We start from the raw sequence: 18,045 nt of genomic DNA on the forward strand, positions 1-18,045 counted from the left end.
ATATTCTGCGGCTTCCTCTTCACACCAGCCTCGTTGTGGCCGCCCTGTGGCTAGCCGGTATCGCCACCATGACCACGTCCGCGCTGCTGCTCGCCCCACTTACCGAGGCGATACGAGGTGCCGTGCTAAGCACACTGGCAGCACTGGCATCAGTGGGATACAACTACCTATTCGTGGACCGTGCGATCCGGCCAGCCATGGCCCAAACGCTGCTTGCCGCACCGCGAACTCACATCCCGCACAGCTCGGTCATGACGCGCCTAACGGTGAGCTGGTTGCTATCCACTGCCCTGCCGCTACTGGCCGCCCTGATCCTGCTCAATGACGCCGCCGCCCAACCTACCGATCGAATACGGGCAGCCACCTGGCTGGCTGCGGTGGCGCTACTAGCCGGTGTCATAGTCGAATTCGTGCTCGCGCGTGCGGTCGCGCTGCCACTGCGTCATCTCCGCGTAGCACTGGAGAAGATGGGATCGGCTGACATCGACATCCCCGTTGACGACAGCAGCGAAATTGGGCTCCTGCAAAGCACAGTCAACGAAATGTCGCGAGCTCTCGACGAACGCCACCGGCTCCACGAACTATTCGCTCGCCATGTCGGAAGACATGTCGCCGCGCGAGCCGTCGCCACCGGGGATCCAGTTGACGAGGAGTCCCGCAACGTCACAGCACTTTTCGTCGACGTCCGCGACTCCACAACCATGGCGAACGTTCACTCTGCACACGACGTTGTCGCCAAACTCAACCGGCTCTTCTCAGACGTGATCACCGCCACCGAACGCCACGGTGGGCTGGTCAATAAATTTCAGGGCGACGCCGCGCTCTGCATCTTTGGCGCACCGCGCGATCTTGCCGACGACGCAACCGCGGCCCTGCAAACTGCCCGGAAAATCCGTGACGACACACTCCACCATGCCGAACTCGACATCGGCATCGGCCTAGACAAAGGAATTGTCTTCGCCGGCAACCTAGGTACCGAACAAAGACTCGAATACACCGTTATCGGCGACACCGTCAACCAAGCGGCGCGCCTATCAGACCTCGCCAAACACATGCCCGGCAGGATCCTCGCCAGCGACGCTCTCATCCAGGCCGCAACCCCGGAGGAACGCCAACACTGGCGCCCCCACAACGCCTATACCCTGCGCGGAAGACCCACCCCGACATCCACCTGGACCAACGTCGCCTCACAGGGCGTAGCTCGCACGGACCGCACACGGACGGCTAGCACTCGAACATCATCTCGTTCGGCAACCGCGACCGCATCGCCCCGTCCTTGAGCATGGTGAACGATGCGCACGCGCATTAAATCGCGCTAGTAACCGGATACGAGGTTGGTTCCGTCGTGGGACCGAGAATGGGCACCCCCGTCGAACGCATCCAGAACACGAATGGCGAAGGCAGCATTCATCGCTGACCTAACTTCTTCCCTTGTCATCCAACGAACTTCGCGCGCTTCGAGAGTCGGGTGAGCGTCCCCGTCGGACGGACAGCAGTGGTAAACCAGAGCAACAATCCCTTGGGTGAGGTTCTTGTAGACGCCCGTGAGACGTTGCACAGTCACCTTCAATCCCGTTTCTTCGAGCACTTCCCGACGAACACCGTCCTCGAAGGATTCGTCTAGCTCGAGTACTCCACCGGGAGCTTCCCAATGCCCGTTGTCGTCTCGCCTGATCACGAGAACGCGATCATCGTCTCGTATCACGATGCCAGCGACACTGACCGAGTGTTTAGGAATGGCCATCGTTGGTCTCCGCTTGTTCGATGTTGGCAGAAGTGACACACGGTTGACTGGCTTCCTAGACTAGTCGTCTAGACGTGTAATGGAAGGTCATCAGGTGCTCCAACTGGGACAGATCGACCGAGCGGAGGACAAGCCGCCATACAGGCAGATCGCGGGCATGTTGCGCGATGCTATCCGCTCGAATTGGCTAGCTCCCGGGGAACGACTGCCGTCTGAGACGGAGCTGATTGAGCATTTCGGCGTCGCACGCATGACCGTAAGACAAGCGGTGCAAGAGCTCCGTTCCGAGGGACTCGTTATCGCACAACACGGTCGCGGGGTTTTCGTCCGTCCGGCTCCACCAATCCGCAGACTGGCATCAGATCGATTTGCGCGACAGCATCGCGCCGACGGCAAAGCGGCATTTACAATCGAAGCTGAGAAGTCCGGCTACGCACCACAAGTCGACAATATCGTCGTGAGCCGCGAGAAGCCGAATCCGACTGTAGCGGAGCGACTTCGAGTATCGGAAGACGATGAAATCGTCGTGCGATCACGACGCTATGTGGCGAATAGCCGACCCGTTGAGACCGCAGTCTCCTACATCCCTGCGGTCTTTGCCGCCGGCACGCAGATTGAGCAGATCGATACCGGCCCAGGTGGCATCTACGCTCGCCTAGAGGAAAACGGTCATGCACTTGCTCGCTTCACCGAGGAAGTCGCTGCTCGAATGCCCACTCCTGAGGAACGGCGGCAGCTGGAGCTTGAACCGGGAGTTCCGGTGCTGACTGTGCTGCGAACAGCGTACGACACCAGTGACGTGGCACTTGAGGTCTGCGACACGGTGAAGGTGGCGTCGGCCTACCTGCTCGAATACGAGTTTCCGGCTCGCTGAACCAAAAATCTTGGACAAATACGGCTCGACCGTAGAACTCCTCTAGACGACTATGTCACAATCCACTTGTCTAGAGCAGTTCTGACGAAAGGCGACAAAATGTCCATGCCGAAGTGGCTCAAGGTATCCCACCAGCAGGTTTTCCCCCACCGAGCGTTCGTAGTGTCCGACGTAACCGCAGTGATCGATTACGAGCGGTCAACGAAGGACAACAAGGTCCAGGCGGCCGATCGCGAATCAGGCCTTCCGCTGTGGCAGGTCGAAGTCCTCGACGGCGACCCGGCAGCGAGCAAGCGAGCGCGTACCCTCACGGTCAAGTTCGCCACTCCGGCACAGCCAGAGTGCCCGCCGAATACTAGCGGTATGCCCTTCACTCCGGTGGTTTTCGAAGACCTGTCCGTGTTGCCGTACGTCGACCGTTCGACCGAATCCGGCCGTATCGCATGGTCATTTCGGGCCTCGGCCATGACGGCCGACATCGGCAAAGCGGGACCATCAGCGACAGGCCGGGCGACCGCATGAGTCCCTACGACCCTGACCCCGGGATACCCAGCGACCCGTATTCGATTCCGGATCCCGACGGTGGGATCGACTTTGACCACATCACGCACGTGCTGACGGTCGGCACCACTTGGCTCGTCGGAACGGTCGTCGTCGTTGCCGCAGCGCTCATCGTCTGGAGGCTCCGGTCACCAGCCACCTACGAGCGCTATTTTTCCGCACACGCACGGCAGGTCCGGTGGATGCTCTGGAGCGTGACCACCTGGCCACGAGTCGCCAAGGCTTGCGGCTTGTCGACCTCGGAGCGCGTCACTCGTAAAGACATGCAGGGCAAGAGCACTACGAAGACCGTCTGGACTCATCCTCGCATTCTGGAAGTGAGCAGGTCCGGCCACAGTCTCCGCATGAGCGTCCGGACCCGGACCGGCCAGACGGTCGACGACCTCGAAAGCGCGGTCCTCGCAATCCGTGACGCCATCGGAGCGCATTCCGCGCGATCGAAGGTGGTTGCCCCAGGCACCGTTCGCATGGATTTCGTTATGCAGCAACAGCTATCGGTCGTGGAGACTGCTAGACCGCCAACTAGTGCCGAGGCGACGGCCGTTGAGATCGGCAGACGCGAGAACGGGTCGGCATGGATTCTCCGTGTCGCTGACCTCCACACCCTGACTGTTGGATGCTCAGGGGCCGGCAAGGGCTCGATATTCTGGGGTATCGCCGGCGGATTAGGCCCAGCCGTCAAGTCAGGAACCGTGCGGCTGTTCGCGGTAGATCTCAAGTATGGGATCGAAGTGTCAGTCGGCTCCGCGTTATTCAGCAAAATTGCTACGACTGAGGCTGAGGCCGCCAGGTTGTTGACCAAGTTGGAGGAACTACTGGATAGCCGTGGCCGCAGGATGGCCGGCCGAGCGCGCTCGCATGCACCGAGCACCGCTGAACCGCTCGTGGTGCTGCTCGTCGATGAATTGGCGGGCTTGACCGCTTATATGACAGACGCTGCCCTCAAGAAGCAAGTCGCGGCCTCCCTCTCGCGCATCCTGACAAAGGGCAGGGCGGTAGGCATCGTGGTCGCTGCCTTCATGCAGGACCCTCGCAAGGAGATTTTGCCCATGCGCGGGTTATTCACCCAGACTGTTGCACTCCGGCTGCGCTCACGCGCTGAGGTTTCGATGGTCCTGGGTGAAGGCATCGCCGATGCCGCGCCCGCACACCGCATCAACCCAGATGAGCCTGGGACCGGATACGTCGTCGACGAAGACGGATCAACGGTGCAGGTACGCGCAGACTACTGGCCCGACTCGCTAATCCGTTCTGTTGCAAAAGAATACGGACTTGCGAGTCCTAGGCGCCTGGGTGCCGCGGAGAACTAGGGACATCGGCATGGCGACTCTCTCCAGCAACACCGCGGCAACTGCGATAGCGGCCTTCCCCGAACTGCTGACAGCAGAGCAGGTAGCCGAACTGCTCGGCGTGTCGGCTGCGACCGTGAGCCGCTGGGGCGCATTGCGCGAACACGGCGGCAACGTGGGTCCGCCCTGCTACACGCTGTCTGATCGCGTACGACGTTGGGACGCAGCGGAAGTCCGCGCGTGGCTTCGCCAGGTGCGCCGATAAGTGGCCGGATCAGTACCTCGCGGCATCCGAAAGCGGATCAACTCCGCCGGCCAACCGCGCTACCAAGTGCGCTACCTGGTCCGGGATCCAGACGCACCCTCGGGATGGGTCGAAACGTCATCGACGTTCGCCTCCTTGCGGGAAGCGCGGGCTTTCAAAGCCGACCGCGATGGCGAAGCGGCGATCGGTGCTAGGCGCTTCGACCCTCGGCTTGGCCGCGTCAGCCTCTCCGCAGTCTGGACGCACTACAGCGCCACGAAACGTCCGGCCGTATCACCCAAGACATGGAGCGGCTACACCCAACATTGGGAACTTCGCATCAGGCCGCGCTTCGGCCACATTCCGCTCGATGAGATCAGCCGAAAGGATGTACAGCAGTTTGTCGATCGCCTCACCGTCGGCCCGTGGGCCAAACTCGCCACGCTTCGTCTCCTGCGGTCGATTCTAGAGATGGCGCGCGAAGACGGCCGAATCCACATCAACCCGGCTCACGGCGTATCTGCTGGGCGGATACCCACCCGAGAACGGCACCGCTACCTCACTGCCACCGAAGTAGCCGACCTCGCACGAGCATGCGGCGGCCAGGGTGATGTCGTCACGATCCTGGCCTTCACAGGACTACGCTGGTCCGAACTCGTCGGCCTGCGGGTCGGCGATATCGACTTGGCAGCACGTCGCCTCTACGTCCGCCAGGCCGCGCCGGACGTAGAAGGCCGGATCATCCTGGGGCCGCCGAAAACTCGTGCTGCCGTCCGTACCGTCCCGCTTCCCCTAATCGTCATCGACGCACTCAAGACACGAATTGCCGGCCGCGCAGCTGGGGAACAAGCGATCACATCGCCGAACGGCGGCTTCCTCAGATCAAACAACTGGCGCCGGCGCACCGACTGGACCAAAGCCCTCAAAGAAACCGACCTGGCGCCGCTGACCATCCACGACCTACGCCACACCTACGCCAGCCTGGCCCGGGCATCCGGAGCCGACCTCCGCTACGTCCAGAAGACCATGGGGCACTCGACGCCGACCGTCACCGCCAACATCTACAGCGACCTCTATTCCGACGAACTCGACCACGTCGCCACGAATCTCGACCGGCTCCACGACGTCGCCAAAACTAAGGCGAACGGACAGGAACCGGACAACACCAACAAACCATAGAGTGCTGTCACCGCGTCCGTGCAGATCAGACCTGGTGGCCAGGGGCGGGATCGAACCGCCGACCTTCCGCTTTTCAGGCGGACGCTCATACCGACTGAGCTACCTGGCCGGAAGGCAGCGTGTGCCTCGCCGTGCTGGCGACCCTGACGGGACTCGAACCCGCGACCTCCGCCGTGACAGGGCGGCGCGCTAACCAACTGCGCCACAGGGCCTTGCTGTCGTTCCGCTCCACGTTCCCGCGTCACGGGTACCCCCTACGGGATTCGAACCCGCGTTACCGCCTTGAAAGGGCGGCGTCCTAGGCCGTCTAGACGAAGGGGGCCAGAACCGAATCTCTCCGGGGCACTCGCAACGTGGTCACCGTTGGGAGCCACGTCAGCTTAGGTTACCGCAGCCCCAATCCTCAAACGAGCGTCGCTGGGCAACCCAGTATCCTTGAGTCTCCGCGCCCCTATAGCTCAGTTGGTAGAGCTACGGACTTTTAATCCGCAGGTCCCAGGTTCGAGTCCTGGTGGGGGCACCCAGAGGTACTAAAGCGCACCGGATCAGTCTGTGGCAAACGCCAACTATTCGCGAAAAGCGCACCCAGCACACCAGGCACGCGCCGGTTTAGGATGCCCCTACATCGTCCGGGCGCACAAATCGCCATCGACAGGCCCCCGGACGGTGGCTGATGAGTGGGTGCCCGGACACAGGAGAGCGGCAATGAGCGATGCGGGGCCGGAAATTGGGACGCAATTCGGGCCCTACCTACTCAGGCGGCTGATCGGCAGCGGCGGCATGGGAACCGTGTACGAGGCCCAAGACACCGTCATGGACCGGGTCGTCGCATTGAAGCTGATCGCGCGGACCTACGCGCAGGATCCGGACTACCGGCAGCGCCTGCAGCGCGAAGCCCGAATCGCCGGACGGCTGCAGGACCCGCACGTGGTGCCGATTCACTCCACCGGCGAGATCGACGGGCAGCTCTACGTCGATATGCGGCTGATCAACGGCACCGACCTGGACACCCTCTTGAGGCAATCAGGGCCGCTGCCGCCGGCAAAGGCGGTATCCGTCGTGCGCCAGGTCGCCTCGGCACTGGATGCCGCCCACGCGGCCGGGGCGCTGCACCGCGACGTGAAGCCGGGCAACATCCTGATCACCGCCGACGACTTCGCCTACCTGGTGGACTTCGGGATCGCCAACGCCGCAACCGAACAGAAGTTGACCCAGGTGGGCGACACGCTCGGAACCTGGACCTACATGGCTCCGGAAAGGTTTAGCGGCGACGAAACCCGGGTGACGCCCAGCGCCGACACCTACGCGCTGGCCTGCGTGTTGTTCGAAGCTCTCACGGGATCGCCGCCATTTTCCGGCGACCGCGCAAGTCTCGTGGCAGCGCACCTGACCCAGCCCGTTCCACGCGCGAGTCAGCGTGTCGGGCTTCCGCCGCAACTGGACGACGTGATTGCGCGCGCCATGGCCAAGCGGCCCGAAGAGCGATACGCAACGAGCGGCGAGTTCGCCCGAGCGGCGGAAGCTGCCGTCGCGGCCCTGGGCTCCCCGACGGCCAGCTTCACGGTGCCGCAGACCACCGTTGCGCCGCCGACTCCGCCGCAACACACACGGCCGCCGCAACACACGCCGCCACCGCAACACAATCCGCAGCTGCAGCACACGCCGCCCCCTCCACCCCACTGGGGGCAGCCCTCAGCTCCTACCCAGTACGGCCCAAGCACCGGTCCTTTCGGCCCACCGACCGGGCCTCCGTGGCCACCACCGCCAGCCCCGCGCCGGAAGCGGGGACGCTGGATTCTCGTCGCGGCGGCAGTCGTCCTCGTCGTCGCGGTGGTGGCCGGACTCGGTATCTGGAAGCTGACCAGCAAATCCCCGCACGCGCAGAGTGTCGATCTGAGCAAACTCGACGTGGGGCGTTACGGGACGAAGCCACGGCCCGTACCGGGCCCCACGACGAAAGAGGAAGGCCTGTTTCTGGAATCGTTCCGCCTCGTCGAGGGCATCGCGAATCCCTACGATGTCGACCCGTTGCTGGATCACGTCTACGGAAATGCGGTCGTCGATCCGAAGACCGCCGCCACCTCGATCGCCGGCACCGGAACCCCGCTGGTGCAACCGGTGCTGGAAAAGTACGGCATGATCACCGGCTATCTGGTCGAGGGGATTTCAAAGCGCCTCGTCAACTTTTCGCGCGAGAAGTCCGGCGACTTCCTGATGGTCATGTTGACCAGCTTCCCCAACGAAGACTCGGCGGCGCGCGCCGCCGCAGAGATGGAAGCCGTCGACTTCGCGGTCAACCCGGAAAACCGACCCGCCACCATCCCCGGGTATCCCAAGGCCAAGTCCCACTACCGGCCCGCCTCCCCGTCGATCGCGGCGACCATGGCCTCGGGCAGGGTGGTCGCGTCGATCGCCGCTCGCAGCGACTCGTCGCCCAACTTGGACTATCTGATCCAGCGGGTGAAACGCACGTTGGACCTGCAAACACCGCTCATGGCCAAGCTGATTCCGGGCGTCGAAGTCGGGCTCACTTCGCTACCACTTGATCCGGACAACATGCTCAGCCGGACTTTCGTCGCCGGCGAGCAGCCGAAAGTGTCGGTGAACTTCGGAAGCATCGGCCCTCGCGCGGCCGGCCTGTGTGCGGACAGCCAGGCCCGTAAAGACGGACTGTTCGACCAGGCAGGGATCGACCGGTGCGCCTTCAGCACCGACGGTCAACTGATTCGGGCCAAAGACGAAGCTTCGGCGAAAAGCCTTCTCCCCAAGCTGGTCGAGGCCGCCAGGCAGGAGTTCATCGACCGCGATGTAACGGCGCCGGACGCTCTGCAGGACGCCCGATGCGTCGAGCAGAAGGAAGCAATCTGGGCTGACAACGCCAATTCTCGCTTCGTGTGTTTCGTGTCGTTCGGGCGCTACGTCGCCTCGGTGTGGAGCAACGAGGAAAAAGACGCCCGCCAACGTGCCGCTGCCCAGTACGCAATCCTGGTCAACAGCGCCTGATCGAATCAGCCGGGTGGCGGCTATGCTTCCCGAAATGCATCCCGATGAGGTAAGCCCAACCGCGCCCATCGCCCTGGTCACGATGGAAATCCGTCACCCAGTAACGGATTCGCTCACCGAGTCGTCGCGCTCCGAGGTCAAACGTCTGCTGGTCGATCAACTGCCGATCGAACGTCAGGCCCAGGACGTCAGTTGGGGAGTCGCGGCCCCCGGTAGTGCCCCACAGCCCACAGCGGAGCGCTTCATCCGTTATGTCAACCGCGATAACACGGTCGCCGCTTCGCTGAGAGGTCAGGCCATCGTCGTCGAGACCACCGCCTACAACAGCTTCGAGACGTTCCTCGAGACTGTGATGCGGGTGGTTGACGCCCGTGCACAAGTCTCCTCGATCGTCGGCATGGAACGCATCGGATTGCGCTATGTGCTCGAGATCCGAATCCCGCCAAGCGATGATGGCCGCATCGCGTGGGGTAACTGGATCAACGCGTCGCTGCTAGGACCGCAGGCCATCGCCCCGGTCGGCATGCTGCTCACCGAGTGGCAGGGCGCCGCGGTCTTTCGCGACCCGCAACCCAACAAGGCCGTCATCGTGCGCTACGGCCCGGGTGTCGGTCAGGCGCTCGACCCGAATTACCACCTACGCCGCGCCACACACGTTCAGCCCGGACCGTATTTCCACATCGACATCGACAGCTTCTGGACGCCCGTCGGCGCGATTCCCGAATTCAACCGGGATGCGCTGATAGCGATCCTGCAAGACTTGTACGTCCCGGCTCGCAGCGCGTTTCACGAGATGATCACCGGCCGCCTGAAAGATGGCCTGTTACAGCAGTAGGCCTTTCACGTATCGCCTAGCAGTGCGCTGCTAAAGGTTTGATCGGCGAAGACCGATGCGATCCCGTCCTCGGGATAGGTAAAACCGTTGGCCGCGTGCAACTCTGCCGTCGTACGCGACGACGTCTGCCAGCCACGCTCGTTCAGATATTCGATGACGTGGCCGCGGTGGCCGTGGTAGACCAGATCGTTGAAATCGACCTGGAACCCGAGTTCGACCATCCGATCGTAATGGTCGCGCCACAGGTCTTGCGTGAAAACGCTGGTGTCGGGCACGAATTCGAAGGCAAGCCGGCTACCGGGTGCGCTGAGCTCGGTGATGTTGTCGAACAAGGCATCTAGGGCCTCGTCGGGCAGATAGACCAGCAAACCTTCCGCACTCCACACCGAACGCGCTTGCGGATCGAATCCCGCTGACCGCAGTGCCGTGGCCCAGTCGTCGCGCAGGTCGATGGCCACCGTCCGCCGCTCCGTTGTCGGCTCGGCACCGAGATCACGCAGGGTCTGCGTCTTGAATTCGATCACTTCCGGCATGTCGACTTCGTAGACGACGGTGCCTTGCGGCCAGGGCAACCGGTAGGCGCGCGCGTCCAGACCCGACGCGAGGATCACCACCTGAGTGATACCGCTTTGCGCAGCGTCCAGGAAATGCTGATCGTAAAACCGCGTCCGGCACGCCATCCCGCGCGCCATGCGTTCTGGATCGAACTCCGAGCCCTCCCCGCGCGGGATCTCCCCGTTGACCAGCCGGGTATAGACGTCGATACCCACGGCACGCACCAGCGGCGCCGCGTACGGGTCTTCGATGAAGGCGTGGTCGGTGGCCAGCGCACGCTGAGCGGCGACCATGGTCGCCGTCGCTCCGACGCTCGTCGCGAGATCCCAGCGGTCACGATCGGTGCGCGCCATGCCTGCTCCCGTTCACGTCACGAAAAGATAGACAATCTAGTTAATAGCACACCGCACCCACCACGGGACTAGCGTTCGAGGTATTCCGTTTCTTAAGCCCGGAGGACCCTGGTGGACTTTGCTCAGCGGACCATCGACCTTGCCCGCCAGAACGTCGGCGAGGGTGGTCGACCGTTTGCGACGGTGATCGTCAGGGACGGCGAAGTCCTCGCCGAGAGCGCCAACAAAGCGCTCAGTCGCACGATCCGACCGCTCATGCAGAGATCCTGGCCATCCGGGAGGCCTGCACCAAGTTGGGCACCGAACACCTGGTAGGCGCCACTATCTATGTGATGGCGCACCCGTGTCCGATGTGCCTGGGCTCGTTGTACTACTGCTCGCCCGATGAGGTCGTCTTCCTGGTTATGCGCGAGTCCTACGAGCAGTACTACCTCGACGACCGCAAGTACTTCGAAGTCGCCACCTTCTACGACGAATTCGCCAAGAACTGGGACCAACGGCGATTGCCGATGCGCTACGAGGCCAAGGACGCCGCGGTGGACGTCTACCGGTTGTGGAACGAGCGCAATGGCGGCGAACGCCGATCCACCGTGGTCCCGCCCGGCTGAAAGCTGGCGATACCGCGCGCCTTTAGCTATTATCTGCGTATGCATGCAGGTAATAAAGATCGACGGCCATGCTCGACGGACGATCTTGTACTCGCACAACATATTTCGCAGAAAGGAAACAACATGGCCGAGCAGCACACCCACGATGCCCCGCACGCGCACGAACACCACCACGGCGACGAGGCGCACACGCACGCCCATACCACGCATGACCACGACCACGTCGCGCACGAGCATTCGCACTCACACGAGGACGGGACCGAGCACACGCACCAGCACGTGCATCAGGCCGGCCTCGAAGACATCCACAGCCACCCCCACAGCTGACGCGGGCGGATCAGACCTTCGGGCAGTAGTGCTTCGGGTTGTCGCGCTCGTCGAGCGGCGGCAGATTGCGTGCAGGCGTCTGCACCAGTGGTTCGTCGGCCGGAATTCGACCCGTCGCACGATCGAAGCCGGCGCGGGCCCGTGGGTGCTTTCGGTACCGGAAGGGCACGCAGGCAAAAATCCAGCGCACGACGTCGCCGAATCGCCGGTGTAACCATTCGTCGCGGCGCGACCACTGGTAACCCATCAGCTCGCGAACCGGCGGATCGTAGAGACCGACGGTCAGCCAGACGAAGAACGGTGCCAGCAACCTACGCTGAGCGGCCCACAGCTTCTCCGGAATCCATTGGGCGAACGGAGGTTTGGCCAGTTCCGTGAGGTCGAGCACCGCGCGGGCCGCGAAGTTGTCCTCTAACACGTTGCGGCACATGTGATCCCAATAGACCTGAAATTCCTCCCAGGACGCGGGCACCGGCCGCATGCTCATGCCGTACATGCGATACCACTCGACGTGTTCGTCGAACAGCTGGCGCTTCTGCGCTTCGGTCAGTCCGCCGCAGAACCGCTCGGCCACATGGATAGTGCCGACAAAGAAGGTGGCGTGCGCCCAGTAGAAGACGTCGGGGTTCAACGCGTGGTAGCGGCGGCCCTGTTCGTCGACGCCCTTGATGGCGGTGTGGTAGTCACGGACCTCGGCGCCGGTAGTCGGAGCGCGGTCACCATCGAATACCACTCCGCCGATCGGATACAGCGACCGCATCAGCCGGGGCCAGCGTTCGCGGAAGAACGTCGAGTGATCGATCACCGCCGCACCCAGCTGCGGGTGCATGTTCTGCATGGATCCCGCCCACGGCCCCTGCAACATGCCGCGCCAGTCGCCGAAGTAGCGCCAGGTCAAAGAATCCGGCCCGAGCGGGACCGGCGGTGCGTCATAACCGAGGGGCGATACCGGACAGCCCCCCGCCACTTCGCCCCCCTCGGGGCTGTCTGCACCAGCTCTGGCGCTGGTCAGCGGGCAGGCTGCGGACGTATCTTGAGTCACTGGTCAATTCCCGTGGATGTCGGTAATTCTGACTACATGCGTTGTCACTTTTGAGCTTAGGAGCAATGTGCAATCCGGTCAACGACGGGGCCGTTGGTCCGGCGTCCCGCTGGAGAGTCGCCTGGCACTTCGCCGCGACGATCTCCTGGCCGCCGGCGTCCAACTGCTCGGCGGTGACGGAGGGCCCGCCCTGACAGTTCGGGCGGTGTGCCGCAAGGCCGCGCTGACCGAACGCTACTTCTACGAAAGCTTCTCCGACCGCGACGAATTCGTCCGGGCCGTCTACGACGACGTGTGCGCACGCGCGATGGCTGCCCTGACCTCGGCGAAGACGCCCCGGGAAGCTGTCGAGCAATTCGTCGCGCTGATGGTCGACGATCCGGTCCGCGGACGTGTGCTGCTGCTGGCACCGGCGGTAGAGCCGATACTCACCCGTTCGGGCGCCGAGTGGATGCCCAACTTCATCGAGTTGCTGCAACGCAAGCTGTCCCGGATCGGCGATCCGGCGCTGCAGAAATTGGTCGCCACCAGCCTGATCGGCGGCCTGACGGGTCTGTTCACGGCTTACCTGAATGGGCAACTGGAGGTCAGCCGCGAACGATTCATCGACTATTGCGTGGACATGCTGATGAGCACGGCCGCTGCCTACGTTCCCCGCCGTGAGCTGCGAGAACTCGACCAACCGGTGCAGTCCGCGCGGCGCGACTGACATCGACCAAACAACCGCCACGGCCGGCGATTTTGATGTTCGCCACGCCGGGTCCGGGAAACTTGATGCTACTGGGATACACAGATATATTGACTGCAACCATCAGACACAGATAACTGGAGGGCGCCATGTCAGCCCAGCTGACCGACCTGCAGCTGTTGCATGAACTTGAACCGGTCGTCGAGAAATACCTGAACCGGCACCTGAGCGTGCACAAGCCCTGGAACCCGCACGACTACATCCCGTGGTCAGACGGGAAGAACTACTACGCGCTGGGCGGGCAGGACTGGGACCCTGAGCAGAGCAAGCTGTCCGACGTCGCGCAGGTGGCGATGGTGCAGAACTTGGTGACTGAGGACAACCTGCCGTCGTATCACCGCGAGATCGCGATGAACATGGGCATGGACGGCGCCTGGGGGCAGTGGGTCAACCGCTGGACCGCCGAGGAGAATCGGCACGGCATCGCGCTGCGCGACTACCTGGTGGTGACCCGGGCGGTCGACCCCGTCGAGCTGGAGAAGCTGCGCATCGAGGTGGTCAACCGTGGTTTCAGCCCGGGCCAGAACCACCAGGGCAACTTGTTCGCCGAGAGCGTCACCCACTCCGTCCTGTACGTGAGCTTTCAAGAACTGGCCACCCGGATTTCCCACCGCAACACCGGCAAGGCCTGCAACGATCCTGTCGCCGACCAGCTGATGGCCAAGATCTCGGCCGACGAGAACCTGCACATGATCTTCTACCGCGACGTCAGCGAGGCCGCGTTCGACCTCGTGCCCAACCAGGCGATGAAATCACTGCATCTGATTCTGCGGAACTTCCAGATGCCCGGCTTCCAAGTGCCCGAGTTCCGGCGCAAAGCCGTCTTCATCGCCGTCGGGGGGGTGTACGACCCGCGGATCCACCTCGACGAGGTCGTGATGCCGATACTGAAGAAGTGGCGCATCTTCGAGCGTGAGGACTTCACCGGTGAGGCAGCCGCGTTGCGCGACGATCTCGCCGTGCTGATCAAGGACCTCGAGATGGCCTGCGACAAGTTCGAGGTGTCCAAGCAGCGCCAGCTCGACCGCGAAGCTCGTACCGGCAAGAAGACCACCGCAATGGAGCTGCACAAGACTGCGGGCAAGCTGGCGATGAGCCGTCGGTAGTCGGCCCCGAAAACCGCCGAAGAATCTTGCGCATCGGTCCGATCACACTTGCCAGCCCGGTGGTGCTGGCTCCCATGGCCGGCGTGACGAACGTCGCATTCCGGACCCTGTGCCGTGAGCTGGAGCAGTCGAAGGCCGGTACCGTGAGCGGGCTCTACGTCTGCGAGATGGTCACGGCGCGCGCGCTCGTCGAGCGGCACCCGGTGACCATGCACATGACGACCTTCTCCCCGGACGAATCACCCCGCTCACTGCAGCTTTATGCCGTGGACCCGGCCACCACGTACGCGGCCGCCAGGATGGTCGCCCAGGAAGGCCTGGCCGATCACATCGACATGAATTTCGGCTGCCCGGTGCCCAAGGTGACCAAGCGCGGCGGCGGGGCGGCGCTGCCGTACAAGCGGCGGTTGTTCGGTCAGATCGTCGCCGCCGCCGTGCGCGCCGCCGAAGGCACCGATGTCCCGGTGACAGTGAAGTTCCGCATCGGCATCGACGACCACCACCACACCCACTTGGACGCCGGGCGCATCGCCGAAGCCGAAGGCGCCGCCGCGGTGGCGCTGCACGCCCGGACCGCGGCACAGCGTTACTCCGGCAACGCCGACTGGGACCAGATCGCCGCGCTCAAGCAACATGTGCGAACGATTCCGGTGCTCGGCAACGGGGATATCTACGACGCCAGCGACGCGCTGACCATGATGGCCGCCACCGGATGCGACGGCGTGGTCATCGGGCGTGGCTGCCTGGGCCGGCCGTGGTTGTTCGCCGAGCTGTCGGCCGCGTTCACCGGCGGCCCGCCACCTACCCCCCCGACGCTTGGTGAGATCGCCGACATCATCCGCCGGCACGGCATCTTGCTGTCGGAGCATTTCGGCGAAGAAAAAGGCATGCGCGACATCCGCAAGCACATCGGCTGGTACCTGCACGGCTTTCCGGCCGGATCCGACCTGCGACAAGCACTGGCGCTGGTAAAGACGCTGAGTGAACTCGACGCGCTGCTGGACCGGCTGGACCGCAGCATCCCGTTCCCCAGCGCCGCGAACGGACCCCGTGGCCGGCAGGGTTCACCGGCCCGCGTGGCGCTGCCCGAGGGTTGGCTCGACGATCCCGACGACTGCACGGTGCCCGCCGCGGCGGACGTCATGCACTCGGGTGGTTGAACCGAAACACACTCGAAATCGCGTATGGGCCGATAACTCAGTACGATGTGAGCCTTGCTGCATTGCGTTTCGGTTGCGGTAGTGCAGGCGGCGACGTTGACCCAGTCCGGGGCCGGCACTACAGGTGAACCGCAGCAGTTGATACCACTGACGTCCGCATCAAAGTTTCGGAGGCCGGCTGGACATGGGTGACGGCGAGTACGACGCCACTCCTGGCCGCCGGCGCGCATCCGGCGCCGGCAACAATGGCCAACGGATTACGCCCCATCCGCGACGGGCGCTGGGCGCCGCGCCGTGGGAGCGATTTTCTGCCTCTTCCAGCTGGGAGCCCGACGCCGGCGCGCACCTTTGGCAGGCTGAGCCGCCTGCCGATCGTGGCGTGGAGCCGGTCGGCGAGCGTGCCGCAGAGTTACCCATCGAGGACGCCGTGGAGCCACGGCCGGAGCCGGCGCCGCATACGGAAAGAACCGCTGCGCATGCCAACGGCGCAATAAGCGTTGCGGACCTCATCGCCAAGGTCGGCGCACCGCTGCCTGACCGGCCAAGCCGTCACGTCGCCCCGGATACCGACTCCTCCGACTCCTCCGACTCCACCGACGACGAGGGTTCCTTCTCCGATGACGTCGCCGACCGCGACGAACTGCTGAATACGCAGGTCATCGATACCCCGGCGTATTCGCTCGAGTTCACCTCCGAACTTCCCGACCTCGGCACGGCCAACTACCCGAACGACGACGACGACTTCGAAGCCGACTGCGCACCCGCGCAGGCTCCGATCGCCGAACGTCCAGCAAAGCTGAAGGGGATCGGCAGGACGGCGGGCGAGGCACCGAAGGCCGCCGCCGACAAGCCCAAATCTCGTCGCCCGATGTTGCTGGCCGGGCGCTCGCTGGCGGCGGTGTTCGCCGTGCTGGCGCTGATCATGACCGGCTCGGCATGGCATTGGAGCAACTCGAAGAACGGCCGCCTCAAAGCCGTCAGCGCGCTCGACCCGCATTCGTCCGACATCGTCGACCCGGACGGGCAGTACGGCGACGAGAACTTCCTGATCGTCGGAATGGACTCCCGCGCCGGGGAAAACGCTAATATCGGCGCCGGTGACGCGGATGACGCCGGAGGTGCCCGGTCGGACACGGTGATGCTGGTCAACATTCCCGCCAACCGCCAACGGGTGGTCGTCGTCTCGTTTCCCCGCGACTTGGCGATCACGCCCATGCAATGCGAAGCGTGGAACCCAGAAAACGGCAAGTACGGGCCCATCTATGACCCGAAGACCGGCAAAACCGGACCGCGAATGGTGTACACCGAAACCAAGCTGAACTCGACGTTCTCGTTCGGCGGTCCCAAATGCCTGGTGAAGGAAATCCAGAAGCTGTCGGGATTGAGCATCAACCGGTTCATCGCCGTCGACTTCGTCGGTTTCGCGCGAATGGTCGAGGCGCTAGGTGGCGTAGAGGTATGCAGCACCACCGCGCTGAAGGACTACGAACTGGGCACGGTGCTCGACCATGCCGGACGACAGGTGATCAACGGGGCAACCGCATTGAACTATGTGCGGGCCCGCCAGGTCACCACCGAAAGCAACGGTGACTACGGCCGCATCAAGCGCCAGCAGTTGTTCGTGTCGTCGCTGTTGCGAACGCTGATCTCCTCGAACACGCTGCTCAACCTCAACAAACTCAACAACGTCGTCAACATATTCATCAGCAACAGCTACGTCGACAACGTCAGGACCAGAGACCTGGTCCAGCTTGGTCAATCGCTGCAGCACATCGCGGCCGGACACGTCACGTTCGTCACCGTGCCGACCGGCGTGACCGACCAGAACGGCGACGAGCCACCGCGCACGGCCGACATGAAAGCGCTGTTTGCGGCCATCATCAGCGACGAGCCCCTACCGCTGGAAAACGATCACAACGCCCAGAGTCTGGGGCGGACGCCGACGACCGCACCCAGCACCAAGAAGGCGCCCCCACCCAGCGCGACGCCCGAAGGCCGCCGCGAGCAGATCATGACGACCTCGCCACACGAGGTCACCGTTCAGGTATCCAACTCGACCGCGCAGGCCGGGCTGGCCGCCATCGCCAGTAGCCAGCTCAGGCGCAACGGCTTCAACGTCATGACCCCGGACGACTATCCGAGTTCGCTGCGGACCACCACGGTCTTCTTCTCTCCCGGCAACGAACAGGCGGCCGCCACCGTGGCTTCGGCGTTCGCCACCTCGAAGGTCGAGCGAGTCACCGGCATCGGGCCAGTCGTTCAGGTAGTCCTCGGGCCGGACTTCAGCTCGGTGACCGCACCCCCGCCCAGCGGCTCGTCGGTCACCGTCCAGATCGAGCGCAACTCGAGCAGTCCGCCGACCAAGCTGCCCGTGGACCTTGCGGTGACGAACGCTGCCGACACCACTTGCGAGTAGG

General features: G+C 63.6%; 16 protein-coding genes, 4 tRNA genes and 1 pseudogene. 15 read left to right on the forward strand and 6 right to left on the reverse strand.

Features of this window, described 5'->3' with window-relative positions; genetic code table 11:
• A partial coding sequence (locus A5791_RS06395; protein ID WP_067232960.1) for an adenylate/guanylate cyclase domain-containing protein occupies positions 1-1,280 on the forward strand: 1,280 nt, incomplete at its 5' end.
• Between the two features lie 35 nt (positions 1,281-1,315).
• On the opposite strand, the gene A5791_RS06400 is transcribed toward A5791_RS06395, so the two are convergent.
• The gene (locus A5791_RS06400) at positions 1,316-1,744 is read right to left on the reverse strand and encodes an NUDIX hydrolase (protein ID WP_067232963.1); all 429 of its coding nucleotides are present in this window, start codon (positions 1,742-1,744) and stop codon (positions 1,316-1,318) included.
• A gap of 79 nt (positions 1,745-1,823) precedes the next feature.
• Here A5791_RS06400 and A5791_RS06405 point away from each other — a divergent pair, with 79 nt between their 5' ends.
• From A5791_RS06405 to xerC, 5 genes are all read left to right on the forward strand, one after another.
• Positions 1,824-2,618, forward strand: a complete 795-nt coding sequence (locus tag A5791_RS06405; RefSeq protein WP_067232968.1) for a GntR family transcriptional regulator — start codon at positions 1,824-1,826, stop codon at positions 2,616-2,618.
• Positions 2,619-2,717: 99 nt separating this feature from the next.
• Positions 2,718-3,140, forward strand: a complete 423-nt coding sequence (locus A5791_RS06410) for a plasmid replication, integration and excision activator (RefSeq protein WP_067232972.1) — start codon at positions 2,718-2,720, stop codon at positions 3,138-3,140.
• Positions 3,137-4,489, forward strand: a complete 1,353-nt coding sequence (locus A5791_RS06415) for a cell division protein FtsK (RefSeq protein ID WP_067232976.1) — start codon at positions 3,137-3,139, stop codon at positions 4,487-4,489. Before A5791_RS06410 ends, A5791_RS06415 begins: the two co-directional genes overlap by 4 nt.
• Positions 4,490-4,499: 10 nt before the next feature.
• Positions 4,500-4,733 (forward strand): AlpA family transcriptional regulator, encoded by a 234-nt coding sequence (locus A5791_RS06420; RefSeq protein ID WP_067232979.1) that lies wholly within the window; start codon positions 4,500-4,502, stop codon positions 4,731-4,733.
• Entirely contained in the window at positions 4,734-5,891 is a 1,158-nt protein-coding gene (gene xerC, locus A5791_RS06425; protein ID WP_067232982.1) for a tyrosine recombinase XerC, read from the forward strand.
• A 32-nt stretch (positions 5,892-5,923) separates the two neighbouring features.
• Here the strand turns inward: xerC and A5791_RS06430 are convergent.
• The 3 genes from A5791_RS06430 to A5791_RS06440 all read right to left on the reverse strand — a co-directional run bounded on the left by A5791_RS06430 (position 5,924) and on the right by A5791_RS06440 (position 6,213).
• Positions 5,924-6,000 (reverse strand) — tRNA-Phe (locus A5791_RS06430).
• A 26-nt stretch (positions 6,001-6,026) separates the two neighbouring features.
• Positions 6,027-6,103 (reverse strand) — tRNA-Asp (locus A5791_RS06435).
• Between the two features lie 36 nt (positions 6,104-6,139).
• Positions 6,140-6,213 (reverse strand) — tRNA-Glu (locus tag A5791_RS06440).
• Between the two features lie 125 nt (positions 6,214-6,338).
• Between A5791_RS06440 and A5791_RS06445 the strand changes: the two genes are divergently transcribed.
• The 3 genes from A5791_RS06445 to A5791_RS06455 all read left to right on the forward strand — a co-directional run bounded on the left by A5791_RS06445 (position 6,339) and on the right by A5791_RS06455 (position 9,729).
• Positions 6,339-6,411: transfer RNA gene (locus tag A5791_RS06445), tRNA-Lys, on the forward strand.
• 185 nt (positions 6,412-6,596) lie between these two features.
• The gene (locus A5791_RS06450) at positions 6,597-8,894 is read left to right on the forward strand and encodes a serine/threonine-protein kinase (protein ID WP_067232986.1); all 2,298 of its coding nucleotides are present in this window, start codon (positions 6,597-6,599) and stop codon (positions 8,892-8,894) included.
• Between the two features lie 22 nt (positions 8,895-8,916).
• Complete coding sequence (locus A5791_RS06455) at positions 8,917-9,729, forward strand: TIGR04255 family protein (RefSeq protein ID WP_067232989.1); 813 nt, start codon at positions 8,917-8,919, stop codon at positions 9,727-9,729.
• A 5-nt stretch (positions 9,730-9,734) separates the two neighbouring features.
• On the opposite strand, the gene A5791_RS06460 is transcribed toward A5791_RS06455, so the two are convergent.
• The gene (locus tag A5791_RS06460; protein WP_067232994.1) at positions 9,735-10,637 is read right to left on the reverse strand and encodes a class I SAM-dependent methyltransferase; all 903 of its coding nucleotides are present in this window, start codon (positions 10,635-10,637) and stop codon (positions 9,735-9,737) included.
• Positions 10,638-10,748: 111 nt separating this feature from the next.
• Between A5791_RS06460 and A5791_RS06465 the strand changes: the two are divergent.
• Positions 10,749-11,245 (forward strand): annotated as a pseudogene (locus A5791_RS06465) (nucleoside deaminase).
• A gap of 123 nt (positions 11,246-11,368) precedes the next feature.
• Positions 11,369-11,572, forward strand: coding sequence for a zinc transporter Slc39a7 (locus tag A5791_RS06470; RefSeq protein ID WP_067232998.1), 204 nt, complete (start codon positions 11,369-11,371; stop codon positions 11,570-11,572).
• 10 nt (positions 11,573-11,582) lie between these two features.
• Here A5791_RS06470 and A5791_RS06475 read toward each other — a convergent pair whose 3' ends face one another.
• Positions 11,583-12,614, reverse strand: coding sequence for an oxygenase MpaB family protein (locus A5791_RS06475; RefSeq protein ID WP_067233002.1), 1,032 nt, complete (start codon positions 12,612-12,614; stop codon positions 11,583-11,585).
• A 67-nt stretch (positions 12,615-12,681) separates the two neighbouring features.
• Between A5791_RS06475 and A5791_RS06480 the strand changes: the two genes are divergently transcribed.
• The 4 genes from A5791_RS06480 to A5791_RS06495 all read left to right on the forward strand — a co-directional run bounded on the left by A5791_RS06480 (position 12,682) and on the right by A5791_RS06495 (position 18,044).
• Complete coding sequence (locus tag A5791_RS06480) at positions 12,682-13,323, forward strand: TetR/AcrR family transcriptional regulator (protein ID WP_067233007.1); 642 nt, start codon at positions 12,682-12,684, stop codon at positions 13,321-13,323.
• A gap of 128 nt (positions 13,324-13,451) precedes the next feature.
• Positions 13,452-14,468 carry an acyl-ACP desaturase gene (locus A5791_RS06485; protein ID WP_067233010.1) on the forward strand — a complete coding sequence of 339 codons (1,017 nt, stop codon included), beginning with the start codon at positions 13,452-13,454 and terminating at the stop codon, positions 14,466-14,468.
• A gap of 26 nt (positions 14,469-14,494) precedes the next feature.
• On the forward strand, positions 14,495-15,628 hold the full coding sequence (gene dusB, locus A5791_RS06490) for a tRNA dihydrouridine synthase DusB (protein WP_067233014.1): 1,134 nt from the start codon (positions 14,495-14,497) through the stop codon (positions 15,626-15,628).
• 184 nt (positions 15,629-15,812) lie between these two features.
• Positions 15,813-18,044: an LCP family protein gene (locus tag A5791_RS06495; protein WP_067233016.1), complete on the forward strand. Its 2,232-nt coding sequence runs from the start codon at positions 15,813-15,815 to the stop codon at positions 18,042-18,044.
• Position 18,045: the final 1 nt, after the last annotated feature.

This window comes from Mycobacterium sp. 852002-51163_SCH5372311, from assembly GCF_001667115.1.
In the GTDB taxonomy this organism is placed as follows: Bacteria; Actinomycetota; Actinomycetes; order Mycobacteriales; family Mycobacteriaceae; genus Mycobacterium.